This is a genomic window from Microtetraspora glauca, assembly GCF_040656155.1.
Lineage (GTDB): Bacteria > Actinomycetota > Actinomycetes > Streptosporangiales > Streptosporangiaceae > Microtetraspora > Microtetraspora glauca.
Map to the genome: position 1 here is coordinate 42587 of NZ_JBFALK010000016.1, position 24783 is coordinate 67369.

The 24783-nt window shown below is 71.0% G+C and carries 17 protein-coding genes; all 17 read right to left on the bottom strand.

Annotation, left to right across the window (positions count from 1 at the left end; translation table 11 throughout):
• Positions 1-8 precede the first annotated feature (8 nt).
• The gene (locus tag AB0I59_RS27235; protein ID WP_061252754.1) at positions 9-1283 is read right to left on the bottom strand and encodes an acyl-CoA dehydrogenase family protein; all 1275 of its coding nucleotides are present in this window, start codon (positions 1281-1283) and stop codon (positions 9-11) included.
• Positions 1283-3478: an iron-containing redox enzyme family protein gene (locus AB0I59_RS27240; RefSeq protein WP_358137337.1), complete on the bottom strand. Its 2196-nt coding sequence runs from the start codon at positions 3476-3478 to the stop codon at positions 1283-1285. The genes AB0I59_RS27235 and AB0I59_RS27240 overlap by 1 nt, the downstream gene beginning before the upstream one ends.
• A 28-nt stretch (positions 3479-3506) precedes the next feature.
• Positions 3507-4430 carry a beta-ketoacyl-[acyl-carrier-protein] synthase family protein gene (locus AB0I59_RS27245; protein WP_061252752.1) on the bottom strand — a complete coding sequence of 308 codons (924 nt, stop codon included), beginning with the start codon at positions 4428-4430 and terminating at the stop codon, positions 3507-3509.
• The gene (locus AB0I59_RS27250) at positions 4427-5269 is read right to left on the bottom strand and encodes an isocitrate lyase/PEP mutase family protein (protein WP_061252751.1); all 843 of its coding nucleotides are present in this window, start codon (positions 5267-5269) and stop codon (positions 4427-4429) included. The genes AB0I59_RS27245 and AB0I59_RS27250 overlap by 4 nt, the downstream gene beginning before the upstream one ends.
• A gap of 28 nt (positions 5270-5297) precedes the next feature.
• Positions 5298-6344: a C45 family autoproteolytic acyltransferase/hydrolase gene (locus AB0I59_RS27255; protein ID WP_358137342.1), complete on the bottom strand. Its 1047-nt coding sequence runs from the start codon at positions 6342-6344 to the stop codon at positions 5298-5300.
• Positions 6344-6976: a GNAT family N-acetyltransferase gene (locus AB0I59_RS27260; RefSeq protein ID WP_358137345.1), complete on the bottom strand. Its 633-nt coding sequence runs from the start codon at positions 6974-6976 to the stop codon at positions 6344-6346. The genes AB0I59_RS27255 and AB0I59_RS27260 overlap by 1 nt, the downstream gene beginning before the upstream one ends.
• Positions 6973-7239, bottom strand: coding sequence for a phosphopantetheine-binding protein (locus AB0I59_RS27265; protein ID WP_061252749.1), 267 nt, complete (start codon positions 7237-7239; stop codon positions 6973-6975). The genes AB0I59_RS27260 and AB0I59_RS27265 overlap by 4 nt, the downstream gene beginning before the upstream one ends.
• Entirely contained in the window at positions 7229-8752 is a 1524-nt protein-coding gene (locus AB0I59_RS27270; protein ID WP_358137348.1) for an AMP-binding protein, read from the bottom strand. The genes AB0I59_RS27265 and AB0I59_RS27270 overlap by 11 nt, the downstream gene beginning before the upstream one ends.
• Positions 8749-12132: a non-ribosomal peptide synthetase gene (locus AB0I59_RS27275; protein WP_358137351.1), complete on the bottom strand. Its 3384-nt coding sequence runs from the start codon at positions 12130-12132 to the stop codon at positions 8749-8751. The genes AB0I59_RS27270 and AB0I59_RS27275 overlap by 4 nt, the downstream gene beginning before the upstream one ends.
• Positions 12129-14369, bottom strand: a complete 2241-nt coding sequence (locus tag AB0I59_RS27280) for a class I tRNA ligase family protein (RefSeq protein ID WP_358137353.1) — start codon at positions 14367-14369, stop codon at positions 12129-12131. The genes AB0I59_RS27275 and AB0I59_RS27280 overlap by 4 nt, the downstream gene beginning before the upstream one ends.
• Positions 14363-15427, bottom strand: a complete 1065-nt coding sequence (locus tag AB0I59_RS27285; protein WP_358137356.1) for an NAD(P)/FAD-dependent oxidoreductase — start codon at positions 15425-15427, stop codon at positions 14363-14365. The genes AB0I59_RS27280 and AB0I59_RS27285 overlap by 7 nt, the downstream gene beginning before the upstream one ends.
• Positions 15424-16782 carry a lysine N(6)-hydroxylase/L-ornithine N(5)-oxygenase family protein gene (locus AB0I59_RS27290; RefSeq protein ID WP_358137359.1) on the bottom strand — a complete coding sequence of 453 codons (1359 nt, stop codon included), beginning with the start codon at positions 16780-16782 and terminating at the stop codon, positions 15424-15426. The genes AB0I59_RS27285 and AB0I59_RS27290 overlap by 4 nt, the downstream gene beginning before the upstream one ends.
• Positions 16783-17950: 1168 nt before the next feature.
• Positions 17951-19396 carry a DUF7405 family protein gene (locus AB0I59_RS27295; RefSeq protein WP_358137362.1) on the bottom strand — a complete coding sequence of 482 codons (1446 nt, stop codon included), beginning with the start codon at positions 19394-19396 and terminating at the stop codon, positions 17951-17953.
• Between the two features lie 281 nt (positions 19397-19677).
• On the bottom strand, positions 19678-20568 hold the full coding sequence (locus AB0I59_RS27300; protein ID WP_061252744.1) for an LLM class flavin-dependent oxidoreductase: 891 nt from the start codon (positions 20566-20568) through the stop codon (positions 19678-19680).
• 446 nt (positions 20569-21014) lie between these two features.
• Positions 21015-21371: a UBP-type zinc finger domain-containing protein gene (locus tag AB0I59_RS27305; RefSeq protein ID WP_061252743.1), complete on the bottom strand. Its 357-nt coding sequence runs from the start codon at positions 21369-21371 to the stop codon at positions 21015-21017.
• Positions 21368-22825, bottom strand: a complete 1458-nt coding sequence (locus AB0I59_RS27310; RefSeq protein ID WP_358137365.1) for an ATP-binding protein — start codon at positions 22823-22825, stop codon at positions 21368-21370. Before AB0I59_RS27310 ends, AB0I59_RS27305 begins: the two co-directional genes overlap by 4 nt.
• Positions 22822-24498: an NAD(P)/FAD-dependent oxidoreductase gene (locus AB0I59_RS27315; protein WP_061252741.1), complete on the bottom strand. Its 1677-nt coding sequence runs from the start codon at positions 24496-24498 to the stop codon at positions 22822-22824. Before AB0I59_RS27315 ends, AB0I59_RS27310 begins: the two co-directional genes overlap by 4 nt.
• Between the last annotated feature and the right edge of the window lie 285 nt (positions 24499-24783).

Here is a 24783-nt window from a genome sequence, read left to right on the forward strand (position 1 = left end):
TCGCTCCTTCAGCGGTCTCGGACGTGGCTCGCGTCGTCGGCGAACAGGTCGTGGCTCTTCTCCGCCCGCCGGACGTCCAGGGAGCCGGCGATGACGGAGCGCTGCACCTCCGACGTGCCCTCGTAGATTCGCAGAGACCTGATCTGCCGGTAGAGGCGTTCCGGCAAACTGCCGGCGACCAGGCCGGCGGCACCGTGCATCTGCACGCAGGCGTCGACGATCTCCTGCGCGACCTCGGTCGCGTACAGCTTGGCGATGCTGGAGTGCCGCGGGTAGCGGCGGTTGCCCTGGTCGGCCTCCCAGGCGGCGCGCGCGACGAGCAGAGCGGCGGCGTTCAGCTTCACCTCGATGTCGGCGAGCGCCGCCCGCGTGGTGGCCAGGTCGAGCAGCGGTCCGCCGTAGATGCGCCGCCGCCGGGCGTGCGCGAGTGCCGCGTCGGCGGCCCGGCGGGCGAAGCCGAGCGCGGCGGCGCCCACGGTCATGCGGAACCGGTCGAGCACCTCCATCGCCAGGGGGAAGCCGCCGCCCGCCCGGCCGAGCAGCGCGTCGGCGGGCAGCCGGACGCCGTCGAAGCGCAGGTGGGCGAACGCCCGCGGCGCGGTCACCGCGACCGGTTCCACCGTGAACCCCGGAGCGCCGGCCGGCACGAGCAGGGCGCTGAGGCCGAGCGACCCGCCCCCCTCGCCGGTACGTGCGATCACGCAGTAGACGTCGGCGGTTCCGCCGCCCGCGATCCACGCCTTGACACCGTGCAGCGTGTAGCCGTCGCCGTCCCGCTCGGCGGTGGTGGTGATCGCGGCGACGTCGGATCCGGCCTGCGGCTCGGAGACCGCGAACGCGGCCTGCAGCGTGCCGGCGGCGAGGCCCGGCAGGTAGCGCCGCCGCTGCGCGGCCGTGCCGTACCGCAGGATCGGGGTGGCGGCCAGCGTCTGGATCGCCAGCGCGAAGTCGGCCAGGTCGCCCGCGTAGGCCAGCACCTCCCGGGCGACGCACAGGCTGCGCAGGTCGCCGTCTCCGGCGTGCCCGGCGTCGGATCCGGAGCCGGGATCGGAGCCGGGATCGAGGAACGCCAGCAGCCCCGCCTCGCCGAGGCCCCGCAGGATGCGGCGGCCGCCCTCGTCCGGGGCGTCCTCGGCGTGCCGCAGCAGTTCGCCGTGGTCCAGGCACCAGCCGGTGACGCGCGCCGCGACCTCGGCGTGCCGCGGCTCGAAGAAGGGAAGCGCGAGGATGGCCGGGTCGGGGCCGCCGAGCCGGGGCGGCGCCGCGGTCGCGGTGATCGCCATCAGATCACCAGCTCGGCGGTGCGCGGCGTGGTGGCCTCGCGAACGAGCGCGTGCTCGACGAAGTACGCGAAGGAGGCGTAGCCGCGCCAGATCCGCCGCCACTCCTCCTGCACGATGTGGTCGCCGACGGTGCGGCCCGCCTCGTCCAGGTACGCGATGATGATCTCGGCCGACTGCCGGGCGTGGCCGCCGGAGAAGTTGTCGATGGACAGGTGGGCCTCCTCGTAGATCGGGTCGAAGCCGTGGTGCCGGAGCTTCTGCGCCTCGTGCAGCCGCATCTCGCCCAGCCCGAACATCTCGATGCCGAGGTTGTAGCCGAGGATCTCGTTGTAGAAGGTGTCCGGGAACAGCGCCAGGCAGATCTGGTGGATGGAGAACCCGTAGAGGTGGTCGGGCAGCTCGTCCTGGTCGAGGAACGCGTCATCGCGGATGTGCGGCACCTGGATGTCCATGCTGCGCAGCACCTGGTGGATCAGCGTGATGTGGTTCTTCCGCAGGTCGCCGCGGCCCATCTCGTCGGCGTAGATGGCGGCGAGCATGCCGTCACTGGTCCGCCGGTACCGGCCGACGTTGCCGATCCGGTGCGCCCAGGTGCCGTCGATCAGACTGCCGAGCGCGAACGTCTTCTGGATGAAGACGACCTCGTCCCGGTCCGGGATCTCGGTCAGCGGACGGTAGGGCTCGACCAGCTTGTCCCAGTAGATGTGGTCGACCCGGTCCAGCAGGGCCTGCGGCGTGTAGTCGAACCAGCTCGCGTCCGTGTACCGCCCGGCGGCGCCGCGGCCGAACAACACCTCCGCCGCGTCCAGGTTCGCCAGGGCCTTCGTCCGGGCGATCGGCAGCGTGTTGGGGAACGCCTCGATGTTGACCAGGCGGTGGAACAGCTCCCGGTCGTCCGCCGGCCGCGCCTCGGCGAACCTGACGCCGGACGGCTCGCTCGCGGTGACCGCCGCCGCCCAGCGCGCGGCCGCCGCCTCGCCGCACCTGTCGGCGGGGATCTCCATGTCGGGCAGGTCGCCGGCCGCCGCCCGCGCCGCCCACTCGGCGAACACCGCCGCCTCGCGCTCGTCGAACACGCCGAACATCGGCCCGCCGAACTTGATCGCCCGCAGGAAACGGCCGTCGCCGCCGTGGATCGGCTTGAGCTGGCGGGAGTCGCGGAAGGTGCGGACGAACGCGGCCACGTCGAAGCCGGGGTCGTCGAACACCTCGGTCAGCCGCCGGCCGGCCACGCGTACGTCGCGATGCTGGCGCCCGGCGAACGGCCGGTGCCGTTCGATGATCGCGGCGACCCTCGCCTCCAGCGGCAGTTCCGCCTCCCGCCGGGCGACCTCGCCGAGCACGTCGACCTGCTCCCGCTCCAGGGTCATCGCGAGCTCGACGGCGGCCAGCAGCCGGCGCCGGTCCGCCTGCCCGGTGGGCGAGCCGCGGGTCAGTTCGACGTACTCGGCCAGCCCGGCACGCAGCTCCGCCTCGTCCAGCGGGGCGGGCAGGCCCAGCAGCGCCTCGTCGACGCCCAGGGTGTGGCACACGTAGTGCACCGCGACGACCTCGGGCAGGAAACTCGCCGGCAGCCGCGACAGGCTCAGGTAGAACAGCGCGTGCAGCGTGGTGAGCGGCCGGGTCCCCGCCTTGGCCGCGAAGTCGTCGGCTCCGACGTCCGGCAGATGGACGCCGGCCCGCTCCAGCGCCACGCGGCGCAGGTGATGCACGCCCTTCCGCGGGTTTCCCTCGCCCTGCAGCCGGAAGTGCTGCCCGAACAGCCGGTTCACCACCACGGCGGGCTGGGTGGCCGGCTGGGACACGACGTCGAGCCAGCAGCCGCCGATGAGCGCCACCGCCGCGCGTTCCCGGAGCACGGCGGCGGTGACCTCGGCGGGAGCGCTCGGCAGCGCGGCCAGCTTCCGCACCAGGTCGGCCCGCAGCCCGAGAACCCGGCCGGCGACGTCGTCGACGAGCCCGTCGACGGGATCGCCGGTGGGGGCGTCGTGGTCGGCCGCCGTCCGGAATCCTTCGATGACGTGCCGTGCCACCAGCAGCGCGACCTGCGACTCCTGGTTGTGCAGCAGGCGGGTGAGGATGTCCACCGGCGGCGCGGCGAGCAGGTCGCGGGCGGCCTGGCGCACGTCCGGGTCGAATTCGGCCCTGGCGGCCGGCAGCGACGTCATCCGATCCGGAAGTTCGAAGCCTGGCACTGTTACCTCCCCAGAGTCGTGGCCGCCGCTACCGGCCGGCGCGCAGCAGGATGCCGTGCCGCACACCGGGCACGCTGACGGCGAGGATGAACGCCGCGTCGGCGGCGACCCGCCCTTCGGCCGCCCGGTCGACCAGATTGATCAACGGGTCCGCCGCGAAACAGTGGCCGACCCGGGCGACGTTGCGGGTGTCGAGCTGCCCGGCGGAGAAACCCGCCAGGCGCTCCTTCATGGTCAGGATCGGTATGTACAGGTTCGCGTGCAGCAGGGCGTCGACGTCGCCGAGCATCAGCCCACCGGGCTTGAGCAGCGCCTCGTTGACCCTTCGCGACAGGTCCGCGCTGATCTCGTGCGACCAGTCGAGGTCCGCGTTGTCCTGCGCCGAGGCGCACGAGACGATCTCGTAGTACGGCGAGCCGTACGGGTCGGCCCCCACCAGGCAGCTCGCCGCGCCGTCGCTGAACAGCGCGAACTGCTCCATCCGCTCCGCCTCGTCCTCGACGCGGTCGGTCGTGATGACCAGCACGGTGCGCCGGCGCCCGCCGGCCACCAGCGCCGCGGCCAGGTCGATGCCGGCCAGCAGGTTGGTGCATCGGTTGAGCGTGAGCCCGGTGAACGCCGCCTCGCGCAGCCCGATGCCCTCGGTGATCTCCGCGACGAACTGCCCGTGCGTGGCGGGGCCGCCCGGGAACCGTGTCGAGCACAGCACGAGCGCGGACACCGCCGCCGGGTCGAGACCGGCCTCCGCCAGGGTGGCCCGGCCGGTCTCGACGGCCAGCTCGGCGAGGCTCCGGTCGGTGCGCCGCACCTTGCCCCAGCCCCACAGGCCCGGCGACATCTGCATCCGGTACGCCCGCGCCCGCTCCGCCAGGCCGGAAAGCTCGGCGTGGTCGACCTCGGTCTCGCCGAGGACGTAGTGCGGCGCGCTCAGGAACACCGGAGGCGCGATCATCCGGCGTCCTCCGTCCACAGCGCGTTGGCTTCGGCGTAGCCGAGCACCCCGCGGGAGAAACCGAACGTGCCGTGCTCGGCGAGCTCTCGCGCCGCGGCGACCGTGGCGCTGACCGCGACCCGCGCCAGCGAGGACCCGAGGCTGATGCGCCGGGCGCCCGCGGCGGTGAGCTGGGCGACGGTCACGCCGGACGAGCTGCCGGCGAGCACGTTGACCGGCCTGCCGACCGCGGCGCAGACGGCCTGGATCGCGTCGAGGTCGGGCAGGCCCGGGGCGTAGAGCACGTCCGCGCCGGCCGCCTCGTACGCCTTCAGCCGGGCGATCGTGTCATCCAGGTCGGGCCGTCCGTAGAGGAAGTTCTCCGCACGGGCGGTGAGTGTGAAGCGGAACGGCAGCGCCCGCGCGGCCTCCACCGCCGCCTCGACCCGGCGTACCGCCTCGTCCAGGTCGGCGACCGGCCGGGACGGATCCCCGGTGGCGTCCTCGATCGAGCCGCCCACGGCACCGGCCTCGGCGGCGAGGCGGATCGTGTCGGCCACGTCCTCGGGGCCGGCTCCGAATCCGCTCTCCAGGTCGGCCGACACCGGCAGGTGCGTGGCCGAGGCGATGGCGCCGATGTTGGCCAGCGTCTCCTCACGCGTGACCTGGTTGGCGCCGTCCGGCCGGCCGAGGACGAGGGCGAGGCCGCAGCTCGTGGTGGCCAGCGCGGAGAATCCCATCCGGGTGAACACTTGCGCGGTGCCGGCGTCCCATGGGTTCGGGATGACGAACGCCGGGCCTTCGTGCAGCGAGGCGAACGCTTCGGCGCGGCGGCGCTGGTCGGCGGAGTTCAGGGTCATCGGGTCTTCCCTTCTCGTAGCGATCCGATCACCCTACGGTGAACACACTCGTCCGAGACCGCGACGGATCACCCGGGCGGACGTGGAGCTCCCCCCGGTCCGGGAACGCGACGACAGCCGCCACGGTGCGTTCGCGGCGGATGTCGCCGGTGTCGCCGACGCAGATCGGCGGCGCGGAAAGGATCTCGAAGTGGCGCTCGGCGCCGGCGTCGGCCGGCAGCCGCTCCAGCGCCTCCCCCGCCGCGGCGAGACGGCGCCGCGAGGAGTTGCGTGCGAACACGTTCACCTCGTCGTGGGGAGCGAACTCGGGCTCGAGGTAGTGGTTGGTGTGCACCGGCCGGTCGGCCGTCCGCAGGCGCGTCTCGTCGCCCAGGATCTCGACGTACCCGGCCTGGCGCCGGTCGCAGAGCATGATGGATCTGGAGCTGGCCAGCCGCAGCGCGCGCAGCTCCGCGACGGCCTGCTCCACGCTGTCGCAGACCTCCAGCAGGTGCCGGATCGCGAGGTACGGCGGCAGCCCGGGCCGCCACTCACCCCCGAGCACCAGGTTCAGGCCGATGGCGAGACCGCTGCTGTTCAACCCGAGGTAGCCGAGCAGGCCGCCGAAGCTCAGTACCAGCGTCCGGCGCGGTGAGCCGGAGACCGCCACCCGCAGCACCGCTATCTGGTCGTCGAGGTCGCCGTTGAGGTCGACGGTCTGCGCCAGTACGGGCACGTCGCCGCTGCGGGCGTAGGTGGTGCAGTCGCCCATCGTGGGCACCTTCCGGTAACCGAGGATCTCCCGGCGTACCTGAAGCATGACCGCCTCGGACCACGCGATGCCGGCCCCGTCGGCCAGTCCCCGGATCTCCTCGGCCAGGTCCGGGGTGGCGGCCTCGATGGCCTCGCCGTACGCGGCGAGCACGGGGGCGAGCGCGTCGCGCGTCACCGGCGAGGGCAGGACCCGGTTGAGCCGGCAGAGCCCGTCGTCGAGGAACGCGCGCAGGGCCGGGGCCCGTTCCCGTCCGTGCCGCAGCCCGATCTCGTACGGGCTGCCGGCGAGGGACAGGAACGGCACGACGGACGTCGCGACCATCAGGAGGCTCCGCTCCGGACCGCCACCTTGGGCCCGCTGGCGAGCTGCGCCTTGACCTCGGGCCACTCGGCGCGCAGCACGCTGTAGTAGACGGCGTCCCGGCGGCGGCCGCCCGGCATCGGGTTGAAGCTGCGCAGCACGCCCTCCTCGATCGCGCCGATGTTGCGCAACCCGGCCCGCGCCTGCAGGTTGAGCACGTCGGTCTTGAACTCGACCCGCTCGGCGTGCAGCACCTCGAACGCGTGCTCCAGCAGCAGGTACTTCGCCCAGCGGTTGACGCCCTGGCCGCGGAAGTCACGGCCCAGCCAGGACCAGCCGATCTCCAGCCGCCGGTCCGGTTCGGACAGGTTGCCGTAGCTCATGCTGCCGGCGACGCGTCCCGTACGCTTGTCGACGACGACGAAGACGACCCGGCGGCCGGCCTCCTGGTCGGCGAGCATCGTGTCGAAGAACACGCTGAAGTCGTCTTCGGTCTCCACCCGGGACACGAAGTATCGCCAGATATCCGGGTCCATCGCGACCTCGTGGATGGGCCCGCGGTCTGCCTCGGTGATCGGGCGCAGCAGCGCGTGCTCGTTCTCCAGCAGTGCCGGCGCCAGTCGCCGCCAGGTCACCGTCGCTTCCTTGCTCATACGTGCGTGATCCGTTCCTTGTGTGCGGACAGCGTGGTGACGATCTGGCGCGCGGTCCGCATCGCCGCCAGGTCGTGCTCGGTGAAGTTGGACAGGTCCACCGCCGTGTCGTCGCAGACGACCGTGAGCAGCAGCACCTTGTTCAACGACGTCAGGCCGTACTCGTCGGCCAGGTCGGCGTCGAGGTCGATCTCGTCCGCGGCCACGTCCTCGACCACCTGTGCCACCCGGTCGCGGACGGTCGCCTCCAGCTCAGCGGACATGGACACCCTCCCCGATCGACGTGATTTCCGACTGGTACATGTTGAAGATCTCCTTGCGTCGCGGCTTGTACTGCGAGGTGAGCAGGCCGTTTCCGATGCTGAACGGAGTACCGGCCACCACCACGCGGTGGATCCGCTCGTCGGGCGCGAGCACCTCGTTGGCCTCGGCCAGGTGCGCCGCGATCGCCTCGGCGTCGGCGGGCTGCCGGGCCGGCGACACCACCGCCACCAGATGCGTCTGCGTCGGGCAGAAGACCACGCACTGCTCGATCTCCGGGCTGGCGCGCAGCCGCTCCTCGATCGGCCGCACGATCACCTTCTTGCCGTTGTCGAGCACGATCACGTCGTCGGCGCGGCCCAGGATGAACAGGTAGCCGTCCTCGTCGAGGTAGCCCAGATCGCCGGTACGCACCAAACCGCCGGGGCCGAAGACCCGTTCCGACTCGCCGGGCGCGGCGTACTCGTAGCGCACGTTCACGGGATGGTCGGCGGCGATGCTGACCACTCCGTCGGGGCCGATCAGCACCCGCTTGCCCGGCAGCACCCGTCCGACGCTGCCCTCGCGGCTGGCGCCCGGATGGTTCTTGGTGACGATGCAGGTCTCGTTGAGACCGTATCCCTCGTAGATGGGCAGCTCGTTGGCGTCGAAGAACCGCAGCATGGCCGCGCTCGCCGGAGCCGACCCGGTCCACAGGTAGCGGATGCGGTCGCCGAACAGCCGCCGCCCGGCTTCGGCCGGGTCGAGCCCGCCGCGCTCGGCCTCGCTCTCGATGTGCCGCTTCGCCGCCTCGAAGAAGCCCGGGACGCCCATGACCACCGTGGGCCGGACGCGGCGCATCGTGGCGAAGGCCGCCTCGTAGCTGCTCAGGGTGACGTCGTGGCCGTACGCCAGCGCCGAGTAGATCCAGTACCGCTGCTGCAGCAGGGAGAGCGGCAGGAAGACGAAGATGTCGTCGCCGGGGCCGTGGGTGAACATCTGCTGCACGGCGCGCAGCGAGGAGTCGATGCTGCCGACCGAGGCCCCCAGGCCCTTCGGCTCGCCGGTGCTGCCCGAGGTGAACTTGATCGTGGTGATCGCGTCCGGCGGATGGCCGACCGGTTCCGGCGGCACCGCGCCGGTGTCCGCGGCCAGCGTGTTCACCTCGCCGATCGGCCGCAGCCTCGGATCCGCACCGCCCGCTTCCGGCCGGTCGGTGAACAGCAGGGCCAGGCCGTACCGGTCGAGCAAGGCCGGGTCCGGAGCGAACTTCCCCGGCTCGAAACCCGCGGTCACCACACCGCACCGGAGGGCGGCGAGGTCCAGCAGCACCCACTCCAGGCAGTTCGCCGCGAGGATGCCGATCCGGTCGCCCGGCTTCAGGCCCAGCCGGCGCAGCCGGGCCGCGACCCGGCCCGCCGCCGCGTACACCTCGGTCAGCTCGACGGTCGGACCTCCGCCGAGCCCGGCGATGCGGAGGTGATGACCTGGAGCCGGCGGGGTGCCGACGATCCGGTTGATGATCGAGTCGGTCATCGCGTGCCCTCCCCGCGCCGGGCGGCGGCGACCCTGGCGGCCATCGCCGCCACCGTGCGCACCTCGTAGAGCTGGTCGAGCGGGATCGTCACGTGGAACCGCCTGCGCACCTCGACGAGCACTCGCGCGGCGGCCAGCGAGTCACCACCGAGCTCGTAGAAGGTCGCGTCGTACGGGACGTCGGGCACGTCCAGCACCTTCCGCCACATCATGGCGATCTCGCCGGCTATCCCGTCCGGTGGCCGCGTCCCGGCCTCCGACGAGAGCGCCTCCGCCTCCGCCTCCGCCTCCGCCGACACCGCTTCCGCCGACGCCGCCTCCGGTGACACGACGGCGGTCAGCCGCGCCCGGTCCACCTTGCCGTTGCGGGTCAGCGGGAGTGCGTCGTGCCAGACCACCGCCGACGGGATCATGTAGTCGGGCAGGTGCACGCGCAGCCGTCCCCGGATCTCCTCGGCGTCCGGCCTGGCGTCGCCGGCGGCGGCGAGGTGGGCCACCAGCCGGTCGCCCCGCGCGCCTTCCTGGCGCACGACCGCCGCCTGTTTCACCGTCTCCAGGCCGACCAGCCGCGTCTCGACCTCGCCGGCCTCGATGCGGTAGCCGTTCACCTTGATCTGGAAATCGCCGCGACCGAGGATCTCGATCTCGCCGTTCGGCAGGTATCGGCCGAGGTCGCCGGTTCGGTAGATCCGCTCGCCCTGCCGCTCGCCCTGCCGTTCGCCGGGCAGCTCGTCGACCCGGAACCGCTCCGCGGTGCGCTCCGGGTCGCCCCAGTAGCCGCGGGCCAGCCCGACCCCGGCGGCGCAGATCTCGCCGGTCACCCAGTCGGGCGTGTCCCGCCCGGCGGCGTCGAGCACGTACGCGCGGTTGTTGGCGTTGGGCCGGCCGTACGGGATGCTCCGGCCGCCGTCGTCGGCGGCCCCGACAGGGTGCAGGATGTTCCAGATCGTGGTCTCGGTGGGACCGCCCAGCGAGCAGATCTCCAGGTCGGGCTTGAGCCGCAGGAGCTGGGCGGGCAGCCCCGGTGGGATCCGGTCGCCGCTCATCATGACGAGCCGCAGGTCGGGCAGCGGCTCCGGACGACCGGCCGCCTGCTCGTTCAGCAGGCCGACGATCGCCGGTACGGAGTTCCACACCGTCACCCCGGCCGACGCGCACAGGTCGAGCCAGTGGTCCGGGTCGGCCGCCCGGTCGGCGTCCGGCAGCACGATCGCCGCCCCGGCGCTGAGCGCCCCGAAGACGTCGTAGGCCGACAGGTCGAAGTTGAACGCGCTGATGCCGAAGAACCGGTCGCTCGCGTCCACGCCGAAACGGGCGTTGCAGTCGGCCACGACGTTGGCCACGCTGCGCCGGCTGACCATGACGCCCTTGGGGTCTCCGGTGGTGCCGGAGGTGTAGAGCACGTAGGCGAGGTCGTCCGGGCCCGCGCCCGGCGGCGGGGACGGGTCGGCCGGCTCCTCCGCGGCGGCGTCGACGTCGCCGGGCAGCCGCAGCACCTCCACGCCGTCCGGGACGCCGTCCGGGACGCCGACGTTGCTGAGCACGCACCGCACCCGCCCGTCGCGGAGCATGTACGTCCGGCGCGCCGCCGGCAGCCCCGCGTCGACCGGCAGGTAGGCCGCGCCGGCCAGCACGGTGCCCAGGATGCCGACGATCTGCTCGGGCCCGCGCGCCATCACCAGGCCGACCAGCTCGTCCCGGCCCACCTGGTGCCGCCGCAGCCAGGCGGCGACGCGGCGGGCACGCCGGTGCAGCTCGCCGTAGCTCATCACCGCGCCGCCGGCGATGACGGCCGGGGCGTCCGGCCGCCGGCGGGCGTGCTCGGCGAACGCGTCGGCGAGTGGCCGGTCGGACTGCGGCGCGGACGTGTCGTTGGCCTCGTCGCGCCGCCGCCGCTGCTCGGGCGGCAGCAGGTCGGGGGCCACGGCGGTCCAGCCGTCTCCGGCGCACAGCCCGTCCAGCAGCCGCTGGTAGCCGGTGGCCAGCGCGTCGAGCAGCCCCTCGGGGAACAGCTCGTCCACCCCGTCGATCTGGATGACGAGCCCGCCGTGCCGCTCCATCGCGAACACGTTCAGCCACACCTGCGGGGTCTGGCTCACCGTGAAGGTCTCCCGGCCGAACAGCTCCAGCGCCGTCCCGTCCACGTCCGCCTGGACGTGGCCGATCGCGCAGTTGAAGGTGTACGGCGCTCGGGCGGCGCGTCCGCGCCGTCCCAGCTCCCGCAGCACCTCGACGCCGGAGTGGTGCCGGTTCTCGATGGCGCCGTGCAGCCGCCCCTGCAGGGACCGCGCCCACTCCTCGAAGGTGGCGCCGGTCCCGAATCCGACCTCGACCAGCATGACGTCGGAGAACTGCCCGACGGCGTCGGCCATCCGGGGGTGGATCGGCGGCCGGTTCGCGAAGGTCGTGTTCAGCGTGAACCGGTCTCCGGCCCCCCAGAAGTGGAGCGTCTGCGCGTAGCCCGCCAGCAGCAGCGCCGGTGGGGTGATGCCGCCGGCGGCGGCGCGCCGCTTCAGCTCGCGCCACGGGGAGGCGTCGAGCCGGACCAGCCGCTGGGTGAACCGGGGCCGGGCGATCGAGGACGGGCTGGTGGCCAGTGGAAGGTCCGGCATGGGCGCGAGGTCGTCGACCCGGTCGGTCCAGTAGCGCCGCGAGCGCCGCGCGGGCGCCCGGTCGCGGGCCCGGCACAGCTCCGCCACGTAGTCCGCGAGCGGCACGCCGGGATCGTCCCGGCCGTCCCGCCCGGTTCCGTCGTCCTGGTACGCGCGCCACCACTCGCGGAAGAACAGGAACATGCTGATCCCGTCCATGACCAGTCCGTCATGGCCGACGTGCAGCACCATCCGGTCGTCGGCGAGGACGCTGACCTCGGCCCTGACCAGGGGCGGCCGGTCGACGGGCGACATCCGGTGCGAGCAGCGCTCCCGATACGACTCGAGGCTGCTCAGCCTGGCGCGCTCCGGCAGGGCCCGCAGGTCGCGCACCCGGATGCGCACCGGCACCCGATCATGCACGATCTGACGGCCGTCCGGGGTGAACGAGACGCGCAGGGCGTCGTGGCGGTGCACCACCGCCCACAGCGCCCGCTCCAGCCGTTCGACGTCCCAGACGCCCTCGATCTCGTGGTAGACGTGGCTGGCGACGTTGCCGAGCTCGACCAGCTCGCTGCGGCCGTACAGGTAGGCGCCCTGCAGCGGGGTCAGCTCGAGGCCGGCCGGCGCGGTGAGGTGCGCGAGGAGGTCGGGCTTGGCCGCCCGGATGCGGGCCACCAGCTCCGCGTCCATCCTCTCGGTGGGCCCCTGGAGCCGCAGGTCGCCGCCGACCGCGGTGAGCGTCAAGCCGCGCGAGGTGACATCGTGCAGCAGCTCGGTGACGCTCACGCCAGAGCCACCTCCATCCCCGCCTGCGTCCGTTGAGCGATCAGGGCGGCCAGCTCCGTGATGGTGGACCCGAGCAGCTCCTCGACCGAGACCTCGACGTCGGTGTGTTCGAGGATCCGGTACTGCAGGGTGACCGCGTGCAGCGACGCCGCTCCGAGGGAGACCAGGCTCAGGTCGGCGGCCGGCGGTTCCGCTTCGAGCCGCAGCGTCTCGGCCACGGTGGCGGTGAGCCAGCCGGCCAGCTCGGCGTCGACGGCGGGACGCGGATCGGTGAAGAAGGTCTGGTCGGCGAGGGTGACCCGGGATCCGGGGGCGACCAGCGTCACCGTCTGCGGCCAGGTGTCGATCTCGCCGCCGCCCAGCGCGGCGGCGAGCTTCGCGGCGAACCTGGGCATCACCGGGGCCGCGCAGACGGCCAGCAGCTTGGCCGCCGCCAGCTCGAGCGCGATGGCGGTGCGGGCCTCGTCGCGCCAGGCCGGGGACGTCGACGATCTCTCCTCCAGCGAGGCGAACCGCCGTACGTCGTCCACCAGCCCGTCGAGTTCGGCCACGGCCTGGTTGAGCGAGAACCCGTCGGGACCGAGCGCCCCGGCGACGGCGGCGCGGCGGGTGTCGAGCCGGGCCAGGAAGGCGGTGTGCTCCGGCGTCCAGTTGCCGGCGTCGGGGACCAGGCCGTCGTACCGCTCCGCCATCCGCCGCCCGAGGTCGTGCAGCCAGTCCTGCCAGGTCCCGACCAGCCGGTCACGCACCGCGCTCTCGTACGCGCCGACCTCGAAGTTGGTGCGCCGCCCCTCGGAGCGGATCCGGGACAGGTAGTAGCGCACCGCGTCGACCGTGCCGGGGGTGAGGATCTCCTTGCCCCAGATGGCGTGCCGCCGGCTGGTGCTGAACTTGGCGCCGTCGAGCAGCAGGAACTCGTTGACGTTGTAGTCGATGTCCGGCGCCCAGTCCGGGAAGGCGAGCTTGTAGAGCACCGGGTAGAGGATCGCGTGGTAGAAGCTGTTGTCGTACCCGAAGAAGTGCACGATCTTCCAGTCCGCCTGGGGCGCGTCGGCGCGCCAGTCCTGACCCAGTCGCCTCCCGAGCTCGGCGATGCCGTGCAGGAACCCGTACGACATCTCCGGCCAGACCCAGATGACCTGGCCCGGTGCGCCGTCCTCCAGCGGCGGCACACCCCAGTCCGACGGGTGGGTCATCGCCACGTCGACGCCGGGCCGGGCGAACAGGCGCTCGGCGAGCTCGCGCAGGCGTGCCGGTACGCGGCCGAGATGGTGGTGCAGGGCCACGTCGGGGGCGAACCGGTGCAGCGGCAGCATGAAGCGGGTCACCTCGGCGACCCGCGGGGCCGCGTCGGAGTGCCGGATGGCCGGGTCCACCAGGTCGTGGCAGAAGTTGGGCTCGCCGCACTCCTCGCAGATGTTGCCGCCGGTGGACCCGCCGCAGGTGGGGCAGCCGCCGGACACGTCGACCTCGTAGAGGTAGCGGCCGTCCGGCCCGAGCAGGGCGGGCGCCTCGGCGGGGGCGACCGCGCCGGAGGCGGCCAGCCGGGAGAAGAACGCCTGCAGCCCGGGGCGGTAGGCCGGGTCCGCGTCGGTCACCGTGTACTGGTCCAGCGGGATGTCCATCATCCGGAGCGTCTCGGCGATCTCCGCGCTGTAGTGCGCCGCCGTCTCCGCCGGGGTGCGGCCCTCACGCCGGGCGCACTCGGTCACATAGCTCTGGTAGTCGTCGCTGCCGGTGAGGTGCCAGGCCTGGGCGCCGTTGAGGCGCTGGAACCGTACGAAGACGTCCGCGCCGAGGTACGGGCCGGAGAGGTGGCCAAGGTGAAGGTCGCCGTTCGGGGTGGGCGGGGTGGAGAAGACGAAGACCGGACGGTCCCGCAGCCGGCCGCGCTCGACCCGCGCCGCCTGCCGGCCGGCCCGCTCCGGATCCCGCCAGTACAGCGTCGCGAACAGCAGGTCCTCATCGCCGGTGTTCTCGATGACGTGCGTCTCGAACGGCTCGAACTGGGCCACGACGCCCGCGTGCACGGGGTACCTGCGCGCGTCCACGATCAGGTCGCCGGCGCCCTGGACGATCACGAAGGTCTCGGTCTCGTCGTGCTGGTGGGCGTCGGACCGTCCGCCCGGCACCACGCGGCCCCATCCGGCGCCGACCCCCAGCCCGTCGATCGAACTCATGTCGATGCCGAACAGCTCATGCAGCGCGCCTGCGTCGTACGAACTGATGATCACCATTGGCTCCTACGGCTGGACGTCAGGTCGAGGAGGTCGACCGCCTCGGCGGCGATCGCCGGGGCGAGGCGGTATCCGGATCCGTTGGCGCCACCGGCGAACACGATCCGGCCGGCCGGATCGAGGGCCCGCACCAGCGGCCGGCGGTCGGGTGTGTAGGCGTCACAGAACACCCGGCCCGACGTGCAGCGGGCGGCGAGCTCCGGCGCGTACAGCGCGAGCGTGGCGCGGGCCTCTGCGAGGTGCTCGGCGTGCAGGCCGTCCGTCGACTGGTCGGGGTCGACGTCCCATTCCTGGCAGGTGTAGCTGAACAACCAGTGGCCGCGGTCGGCCAGCGGGAGCAGGAAGGCGTCCTCGTCGTGGAAGACGACGCAGGGGGCGCCTGGGCCCGGCCGGTCCTCGATGTGCAGGGCGATCACCTTCTTGACCCGCACCCCGTGCGGGGCGAGCAGGTCGCGCCAGGCCGGCGCGTGTATCCAGGGCCCGGGGGCGAGCACCACCTGGTCGGCGGTGAGGTCCTCCCCCGACCCCAGCCGCAGCGTGACGCCGCCCGCCCGGGACACGAGTTCGGTGACGGCGATGCCCTCCCGGAACGGGACGGCGGGGCGCAGCCCGCGTGCCAGGCGCAGCGACAGGGCGTGGACGTCGGCGTGCTGGCAGCCTTCGCCGGTCCACGCCACCGCGCCGGTGGGCAGCACGACCCGGTCGTCGTCCGGCGCCGCGACCGGTGTCAGCTTGGCGCTGGGCAGGTACGCCTCGTGCACCTCGGCGGCCCGCTCGGATGAGGCGACCACGGTCATCGGGAGCGGGTGGATCGGCGCACCGGGGTCGGCGCCGAGCAGCCGCCGGTACCAGTCCTCGCTGTAGGCGGTCATCCGGCGCACCCGCTCGGAGGCGCCGCGCGGGAAGTGCAGCCCGGCCGAGCGCCGGGACGCGCCGCTGCCCACGCCGTCCCGGTCGACGACGACGACCTCGGCGTCGGCGGCGCGATCTGTGATCTCCCGTGCGACGAGGCATCCGACGATGCCCGCGCCCACCACCACGACCGTCGGCCGGCTCACCGGTGGATCTCCTGGCCCTGGTGCTCCCGGCCCGCCCGATCGTCGGGTTGGAGCTTGGCCGACCACTCGATGAACGAGGCGGTCTGGCTCTCGGTGTTCACGCCGCGCAGGCGGTCGAGGATGCGCTGGGCCCGCCAGGCGTTCAGGCTCAGGTTCGGGTCCGCGAGGCCGCGCTGCTGCCGCGCGCCGTTCTGTACGAAGATGTTGCGGTCCTGCGGACCGTCCCACACGACCGCGAAGCTGTCGTCGATCCGGTACTCGTCGCCCTCACGCTCCAGGCGGTGCGCGATCGGGGCGAGGAAATCCGTCCGCGCCGGACGGAACCCGGTTGCCCAGACGATGACGTCGACGTCGATGTGCTCCGTGACGTGGCGGAGGTCGTTGTGGCCGATCGCCAGATCCCATCCGCCGCCGTCGTCGCCTGTCACGTGCAACACCTCTCGGTTGGGGTAGAGCGCGAACAGGTCGACCGCGCCTTCGACGAACCGATGCACGTACGCGCGCTGGTAGATCTCGCGCAGCGTCACCTCGGAGATGCCGTCGCTGGTCAGGATGTGGCGCTGGTTGAACGCCTCGCGGACCGAAGGCTCCAGCCGGGAGAAGTAGTCGGAGAACGACGGCGTGTAGTAGTCGTTGGTGAACGGCGAGTCGTCGATGGGCAGGAAATTCTGCCGGCGCGAGATCCACACGACCCGGCGCGGCAACTGACGCTTGGGGCGTGAGATGAGGTTGAGGAACGCCTCCGCGCCGGACTGTCCGCCGCCGACCACGGCCACCCGCTTACCGCCGAGATCGCCTGCCTTGCCGACGAACTCGCTGACGTGGAACTGTTCGTCGCCTACGGCGTCGCGGGCATGCGCGGGCAGCCAGGGCTCCGTGCCGACGCCGAGCACGACGTTCTCGGCGCGCAGGGTGTTGCTCGTGGTCCTGATGTGGAACAGCCCGTCGAAGTCGATCGACAGCACTTCTTCGCCGAAAACCACGTTGTGGTTCATGCGGCTGGCCCACTCCATGTAGTTACGGAACTCCTGGCGGGGGACCGAGTCGAACTGGGCGTTGATGAAGTGGTACAGCCGGCCGTGGGCACGCAGATACGACAGGAACGAGAACGCGTTCGTCGGATCGGTGAGGGTTACCAGATCCTTGAGAGTCGATACTTGTAATGCGGCGTCCTCGAGCTGCTGGCCGTCATGCCACCCGAAACAGGGTCGCTTTTCTATGAAGCGATTCGTCACTTCGGGATGCGCGTACAACAGCGAGGCGAGACTCAGGTTCGCCGGTCCCACACCCACGCCGATACAACGGAAATAGTCGCCGCCAGGAACAGGTGCCTTTTCTTGCACGATCGGAATCACCTTTCCGATATGTTTGCGACAGCCCGCGCCATCCGGTTTTCGCGCATCACTGATCGCGTTTTGCCGAGGCGTGACGAAACCTCCTCCTCACCGGTCCCAATCCCCTTTGGATGGCGTTGATCATGCGAATCCCCCGGTCAGGGGATTGCAGAGGAAAATTCACCCAGCCGAACATTTGACTACCCGAGTCGATCAACTGCGATGAGGATCACCATAATCATGTCGCACCAGAGCTGTCAATAACGGAAAAACCGAGCCCAATAACGTTACGCGGCGCAGTTTCTTTCGTTTCCCTCATGATGATTCGCGGCTCCGTCATCGCCCGATGACGTCATGTGGTCGCCACGGTGAACAATCGTCGGCGATCGACGGGAGCAGGCCCGGTGAGCAGGCAGCCAAGAGGACTCCAAGGCGGCCTCCACGCGTCCGCCGGAGAGCCGCGGCCAGGGCCGCCGGCGACTCCTTCCCGGCTGGCGCTGGCTCGGACCGGGAGATTTCGACTGCGGTTTTCCGGAGTTCCGGGCCTGGACATTATCAATGATAATTACGCAGAGTCATGTTTACTTGTCGGTAGTGCCGCGCTGTTCCAGGTTACGGATTCGCGTCAGGCCGGTTTCGGCCATCGAACCGATACTCCCAGCCCATCATCGAACATCCGAATCGCCCATTTTGTAGTGATTCGAGGTAACACACAGCACGGCCTGCCTGCACCCGGGCCACCGTGGGATCGATCCCGGCGCGTGGCCGCCACCCGCGCGGGCGGGCGGATCCGGAATGTCTGGTCAGCGGGAAGGAGTGAGCACGCCCACCGGGGCCCGCGGCGTCCTTGGGGGCGTCTCCTGCACGAGGGCATCGCCGGCTCCCGGTTCGTCCTCCTCGGAGACAGCGGCCATCTGGGGCACCTCGAACAGCCCGACACCTTCGCTCCACCATCACCGAATTCACGCGCGAAGCCACTCAGGCGGTCGCGAGCTGAGGAAGAAGGACCACCACGAGGTCGCTCTTACCTGGGAGCCGCGTCGAGTTCAACGCGACCAAGGCCGCTGGGTCGGCGTTCAGCGGACAAGGAGCCGTCCACCGCTCATTCGCGAAACCCGAGCTGTCACGTTCACGTGAAGAATATCTTGATCTACCGCGTGGACGACGTCCCGGTTCGGAGATCGTCTGGTCAGTCGAGGAACTCGGTGAGCGGGAAGGAACGGTGGGAGCGCGGCGGAATCAGGAAATTCTGCCGGTGCGTCGTGTGCACAACAGAATTCAAACCGGCGCCCGAGGAGCGCGACGAGAAAGGGGCGCGCCTGCCGTCGGGAAACTCGCCGTCCATGGCAAGCCGCACGCGGTTGAAGGTCTCGGTGGTCGGAGCGAAGAGCAGGAAATGCAATCCGGCCGCCTTCTGATCACTGAAATGGTCCCCGGCGGGATCCGAGGTGTAGTGGAACGGATTGTCCAGTGTGGCGAAGTCCCCGCGATTCGTGATGGCCGTATTGACGGGATAGACGTGACCGTAGTTGCCGGTCGTTTGCTCCTGCAGGCGGTTCACCGGCTGCATGCTTCCATTATGGCCGTACGCATGATATTTCTGCACGCCGGTCAGGACGTCGGCCTCATTTTGCTCGGGCGGGTCCGCTGTCACCGTCCCGGGCGCGAAGGAGACTCCCGGACGAAACATCGCATGGATACGAGCATCAAAGGTCGGAAATATTTTCGAATACCAAGCGACGAGGTCCTGGAACAGGTGCGAGAGCGGCATGATCGTCCCGTGCTTGAAGTATCCGTTGGGCCATTGGTCGGTCCAGCCGGGCAGCGTCTCGAAGTTGGAGACCGGGACGGAGCTCTCCGCGTCCCGGATTGTGGTTGTGAACCCGAGGAAGATCGGTGACTTCCTGGGGATCATATCCGCGCCGGGAATGCCGGCCGCGAGTGCCAGCTTGCTCGCCAGCCCCTGCCCGCCAGTGTGGGCGCCACCGGTGAAGCCGCGGCGAATGCTGGTCACCTTGAACAGGCCGCCCGCTTGGTTGTTTCCCGTTCCGAAAATGGCGTTCGTGGCGGTCATGATGTGGTCAAGCGAATCGCTGCGCAGCAGCACGGCCACATCGTTCTGTTCCAGGCGAACCGGCCCGAAGCCGGGGGGCGGCTCGTCGCTCGGGAATGTTCTGGACTCCTGCAGCGCATAGACCGTGCGGCCACGCTGCTTGGACGTCATCAAGTCAACCGGCAAATAGGCCGGGTACGACGTTCCCGCGCGGAAATAGCTGGAACTCTTTCCGAGCCTGGGGATGTAATGCTCGAAATAAGGGAGTCCCCAGGCGACCACGACGCCCAATCCGCTCGGCGGGGGCGGGAACTGCTGTTCCAGGCGCTGGAGCACGCTTTCCAGGTGCCGCTGCGCCTCCTGCAGGGACTTCGCCCCCGCCGGCACATTCAGCTTCGCTGTGACGATATGGTTGTGGAACGGCGGGATAAGAACGGGGATCTTACCCTTACTGCTGGCGAGCCCGAAGCCGTCGTCCATGATGAGCCGCGGGTTCGGAATGGCATATTGTTCCGGACGCAGGGGCTGTGGAGCCGTCCCGATCGGCGGTCGCTCGGGGGGCCCGACCAGCGCGTCGACCAACTCGTAGATTCCCCCGGAAGCCAAGGCCGCGGCGAATGTTCCCCCTTTTAGTACGCTCCGCCTGCTCAGCGTTCTATGATTCTCCGCACCATATGAGGGTGTTCCGTCGCTATCTGCCATAGTGGCGTCGTGCCACACCGTCGGGCTAATCAAACGCTTCGTTCTGTCATCATTCGACGTGTGCGCCTGGCGTCTCGGAGTTGTTCTCCCTCGTCCTCCTGGCACGCGGATGCCGGTCTCTCGACCATGAGGAGACCGCCGGACACCAGCCCTGGATCAGTTCATCGCGCGGGCATCCCCCACTCGCCCAGCGTCTCGGCGAAGCGATCCACCTGGGCCGCATCCGACGCCCAGCAGTAGAGCATGACCTCGTCGGCACCGATATCGCTCATGTGGACAAGCGTGTCGTGGATCTGACTGGGGGTGGTGAGCATGCTTGCCACCGCGCCCTCGGCGAACCCCGCGGGCAGATTCATATAGTGAGGGCCCCCGTAGTAGGCACGCAGTGACTCGCGCGCCCGCTCGATCAGGTGGTCGGGCCCCAGGACGGCGTTGAACTGCGCGACCAGCCGCGGACGGCCGGCGCGGCCCTCTTCCTGCCACGCCTGCTCGGCGTCCCGGAACTGGCGGTCGGCGTCGGCGAGGTGGGCCGCGCACAGCAGGCCGTCGCCGAAGCGCGCCGCGCGCCGGAGTCCGGCCTGACTGAAGGATCCGAAGAGCACCTCCGGCCCGCCCGGTTGGGCGGGCGCGGGGCCGATCGAGCCGATCTCTTGCACGTATGGCTCGCCGGACCACACACGCCGCATCACTACCATCGTCTCATTGAGCCGAGCTCCCCGGGTGTGCACATCCACCCCTGCCGCCTCGTAGTCGTCCCGCCGCGCCCCCAGGCCGATACCGAGCGTGAAACGGCCACCCGACATGCGGTCCAGGGTCGCGGCCTGCTTGGCCAGCAGCGCGGGCTCGCGCAGCGGGGCAAGCAGCACCTCTGTCTGCACCCGGATCCGAGAGGTGGCCCCTGCGAGCACGCCGAGTGCCACCAGGGGCTCGGGGTTGTCGTAGACGAGGCGGTCCAGCAGGCCGAGTGTGCTGAACGGCCCATCGTCCGCGCGCCGCGCCCACTTCAGCAGGCATTCGGGTTCGCTGATGGGCAGCCCGAGACCGACGTTCATGTGTCCCCCTCACTGTCCCCGATCCGCGCACTCCGGCCGAGCACAGGGTCGTGTCCTGGTGACGGCTCACCGATGATTGCCGTATGCGCTGGTACGCGTGCGCCTGGTGTTCGTGCCCAGGCCGGAGGGCGAGAATGCGCCTCAGTCCGTCCGTTCGAGCGTCCCGTGTGCCGACAGCGCGCCACCCGAACCGCCCGGTGGCCGGCACACGGGATCGGCGGCGGGCTCCGCGGTGACGCCCGAGGGGGTGTTCGTCTGACGTACCGCTCGGCAACGGTCTCCTCGGCCATCTGGCCAGGGCGCACGCCGCCGCTCGATTGCCCGTCGGCGCATGGCTTCCCGACCGCGTGTGTACGCGCGCCGCCATCCGCCGCGTCGAGCTCTCGTGCACCGTCGGGCTTCCGCCCGTCTCCCCCGGGCACCGCGGGTCGGGCGCAAAGGGACGGTCACCCGCCGCCCAGGCGTTCGGCCCAGTCGGCGGGTACCCGCCCGGCGGGCCCGGGGACGGGCTGGTCGACGGGGCGGCTCTCCGGCGGCGCCAACGCGGGCCCGGACTTGTAGAACTTCGAGGTGGTGTAGTCCCAGAACCACTCCTCGCCCGGTTCGAAACTGCGGATCAGCGGGTGTCCCGTCTCCTTGGCGTGCGCCGTGGCGTGCTTGGACGGCGAGTCGTCGCAGCAGCCGATGTGGCCGCAGAGGGCGCAACGCCGCAGGTGCACCCACCACCCGCCGGCCGCGTCGCACTCGACGCAGCCGGTGCCGCTCGGCGGAACGGCGGGGTCGATCGCTCGCTCAGGGCTCATGGCGACTCCTCTGGGGTGTCCGGGTCGGAGGGGGACAGCGGCAGGCGGACCTGGAAACGGGTGTCGCCGGGTACGGACTCGACCCGCAGGTCACCGCCGTGCCGGCCGACGACGATGCGCCAGGAGATGTCCAGGCCCAGCCCGGTGCCCTCGCCGACGGGTTTGGTCGTGAAGAAAGGGTCGAAGATGCGGTCACGGATCTCGGGAGGCACGCCGGGGCCGGTGTCGCCGATCTCGACCAGCAGGCGGTCGCCGTCCCGTGCGGTGCGCACGGACAGTGTGCCGTCGGCGCCCGTGCCGCCCATGGCGGAGAGCGCGTTGTCGACGAGGTTGGTCCACACCTGGTTGAGCTCGCCGGGGCACGCCGCGACCTCGGGCAGCGTGCGGTCGTAGTCCTTGACGACACTGACGCCCGCCCCGATCTTCTGCGAGAGCATGACCAGCGTGCTGTCGAGCAGGTCATGTACGTCGGTGTGCCGGTATGGCGCCCGGTCGAGTTGCGCATAGTGCTTCGCCGCGTCGACCAGGGCGGAGATGCGGGTGGTCGAGTCCTCGATCTCGTCGAGGAGGAGTTCGGTCTCGACGGTGCAGTTCAGCCAGCGCATGGCCGCCTCGAGCACGTCCGGGGGCACAGCCGCGGCGATCCGGTCCAGCCAGGACGTATCGAAACCGGCCTGAACGAACGTCGGCGCGAGCTGCCATCCGTCGGCGACGCCGTGTTCGTCCAGCCACTCTGTCAGGACGTCCTCCCGGTCCGAAGCCTCCAGCGGGCTGAGGGCGGGGGCCCGTGCGGCGAGTTCGGCGGTGTCCTCCTGAATCCTGGCCAGCGCGTCGACACTGTCCCGCCGGATCGGGTCGGCCGCGATGTCGCCGAGCCCGTGGCGCATTCCGGCCACCCGCTCCCGGAGTTCGGCGGTGGCCCGCACCGCGGCGGCGGCCGGGTTGTTGAGCTCGTGCGTGAGCCCGGCCGTCAGCGACCCGAGGGCCAGCAGACGCTCGCGCTGGCCGATCGCCTGCTGCGTGTTCTTGGTCCCGAAGAACAGCCCCTCCAGCAGATGGACGGCCATGGGGAACCAGTCGCGCATGATCTCCGCGAAGGTCTCCGCAGGCAGGACGAAGAACCGGGAGGGCGCGGTGACCCGCATCGAGTTGTTGTAGACCTGTGGCACCTGGTCGCCCAGGTACGCCTGGAAGGCCCCGGCGTACACGCCGCGCGTGGAGGTGCGGTTGACGTCCACGTCTTCGCCGCCGACGCGGCGTGAGAGCACCACCGTGCCCTCGAAGAGGACGTACAGGTACGCGGCCGGGTCGCCCTCCCGGTAGACCGTGCCCGGGTCGGACCACTCCACCCGGCCGTCCCGGCACAGCCGGGCGAGCTGGTCGTCAGAGAGCTTTTCGAAAAGGAACAGGGAACGCAGCTCTTCCTCGTCGCACCGCGTACCGGGTCGGGTCATGACTGCTCCAGATAGCGGTGCACGAGCATGACGGCCATGGCCCCCTCGCCGACCGCGGAGGCGACCCGTTTGGCGGACTCGGCCCGCACGTCGCCCGCCGCGAACACGCCCGGCACGCTGGTCTCCAGGTGGTAGGGCGGCCGATCCAGCGCCCATCCGGCGGGCGGGCGCCCGTCCGGCGACAGGTCGGGGCCGGTCAGGACGAACCCGTGCCCGTCCCTGAGCACCGTGCCGTCCAGCCAGTCGGTCAACGGCGCGGCCCCGATGAACACGAACATCCACTGGGTCTCCACGGTCTCGGTCTCTCCGCTCACCGTGTTGCGCAGCGTCAGCTTCTCCAGATGATCCGTACCGTGGACGGCCTCCACGACGGTGTCGGTGCGCACCGAGATCACCGGGGACTCCGTGACCCGCTGGAGTAGATAGTGCGACATCGAGGCGGCCAGCGATGACCCGCGCACCACCAGGGTGACGGACTTGGCACCCCGGGCAAGGAACATCGCGGCCTGGCCGGCCGAGTTCGCCCCGCCAACGATGTACACGTCCTGCCCCTGGCACGCGGGAGCCTCGGTCAGCGCTGCTCCGTAGTACACCCCGCACCCGGTCAACTCGGTGACGCCCGGAACGTCCAGCTGCCGGTACGACACGCCCGTCGCCAGGATCACGCAGTGCGCGGAGACCTCGGAACCGTCCGAGAACCGGAGCGTGCGTGCCGCGCCCCGCACCTCCAGCGCGGTGACCTGGCGCGCCGTCAGCAACTCGGCCCCGAACTTCGTCGCCTGACGCCGCGCCCGATCGGTGAGCTGTGCCCCGGAGACGCCGTCCGGGAAACCGAGGTAGTTCTCGATACGCGAGCTCTGACCTGCCTGGCCGCCGGTCGCCTCGCGCTCGACCAGGACCGTCCGCAGCCCTTCGGATGCCCCATACACGGCAGAGCCCAGGCCGGCCGGTCCGCCACCGACGACGACAAGGTCGTAGAAGTCGGCCGCCGGGGTCGTCGACAGCCCCACCCGGCCCGCCAGTTCACGCTCCTCGGGCTCCACGAGCGCGGTGCCGTCCGGGGTGACCACCAGCGGCAGCCGAAGCCCGTCCTGGCCCGCGGCATGGAGCAGGCGCCGGCCTTCCGGTTCGTCGGAGGAGTACCAGCGGTAGGGAACCTGGTTGCGGGCCAGGAACTCCCGGATCTGCGAGGAGCGTGCCGACCAGCGGTGACCGACCACTTTGGTGGTGGGCGTCTCCTTGCCGTCGGAGACCCGCCAGGACTCCAGCAGGTCGTCCACCACCGGATAGAGCTTCTCCTCCGGCGGGGCCCACGGCTTGAGCAGGTAGTGGTCGAGGTCGACGACGTTGATGGCGTCGATCGCGGCGCCGGTGTCGGCATAGGCGGTGAGCAGCACGCGCCGGGCGCCGGGGAACAGGTCGAGGGCCTGCTCCAGGAACTCGACGCCGTTCATCCGCGGCATGCGGTAGTCGGCCAGGAGCACCGCGACGTGGCTGCCCCGCAATTTCAGCTCGCGCAGAGCCTCCAGCGCCGACTCGCCGGACTCGGCACGGACCACGCGGTACCGGTCGCCATAGCGTCGGCGCAGGTCACGGGCGACGGCGCGGGACACCGCAGGGTCGTCGTCCACGGTCAGGATGACCGTACGCGCTGCGCCGACGGCTTCCGCCATGTTGCACCTCCGGGACTTGTCAGCTCACGATACGACCCGCACGGCGGACCACGGTCATCCATCCGCGTCGATCAGCACCGGCGTCACCAGGCCCTGCGGGCGGTTGGCCGGGCCATGCTGCGGTTCGGGGCGCGAAACTGCTCCTCGGGCTGTTCCCGTCCACGCTCGTACTGCCCGGGGAGGTGACGATCGTGTCCCAGTACGTCACCGTGAGGGCATACCCGGCGAGGGTCGCGCCCACGGCGTTCCCCGCCACGTCGAAGAGGGCGCGATCAAGGGTTGATC

Coding starts and splice junctions, on each gene's coding strand:
- AB0I59_RS27315 (WP_061252741.1), bottom strand. CDS start 24,498: ATGGCGGAAGCCGTCGGCGCAGCGCGTACGGTCATCCTGACCGTGGAC.
- AB0I59_RS27310 (WP_358137365.1), bottom strand. CDS start 22,825: ATGACCCGACCCGGTACGCGGTGCGACGAGGAAGAGCTGCGTTCCCTG.
- AB0I59_RS27280 (WP_358137353.1), bottom strand. CDS start 14,369: ATGGTGATCATCAGTTCGTACGACGCAGGCGCGCTGCATGAGCTGTTC.
- AB0I59_RS27250 (WP_061252751.1), bottom strand. CDS start 5,269: ATGACCCTGAACTCCGCCGACCAGCGCCGCCGCGCCGAAGCGTTCGCC.
- AB0I59_RS27255 (WP_358137342.1), bottom strand. CDS start 6,344: ATGGTCGCGACGTCCGTCGTGCCGTTCCTGTCCCTCGCCGGCAGCCCG.
- AB0I59_RS27300 (WP_061252744.1), bottom strand. CDS start 20,568: ATGAACGTCGGTCTCGGGCTGCCCATCAGCGAACCCGAATGCCTGCTG.
- AB0I59_RS27305 (WP_061252743.1), bottom strand. CDS start 21,371: ATGAGCCCTGAGCGAGCGATCGACCCCGCCGTTCCGCCGAGCGGCACC.
- AB0I59_RS27270 (WP_358137348.1), bottom strand. CDS start 8,752: ATGACCGACTCGATCATCAACCGGATCGTCGGCACCCCGCCGGCTCCA.
- AB0I59_RS27260 (WP_358137345.1), bottom strand. CDS start 6,976: ATGAGCAAGGAAGCGACGGTGACCTGGCGGCGACTGGCGCCGGCACTG.
- AB0I59_RS27265 (WP_061252749.1), bottom strand. CDS start 7,239: ATGTCCGCTGAGCTGGAGGCGACCGTCCGCGACCGGGTGGCACAGGTG.
- AB0I59_RS27245 (WP_061252752.1), bottom strand. CDS start 4,430: ATGATCGCGCCTCCGGTGTTCCTGAGCGCGCCGCACTACGTCCTCGGC.
- AB0I59_RS27235 (WP_061252754.1), bottom strand. CDS start 1,283: ATGGCGATCACCGCGACCGCGGCGCCGCCCCGGCTCGGCGGCCCCGAC.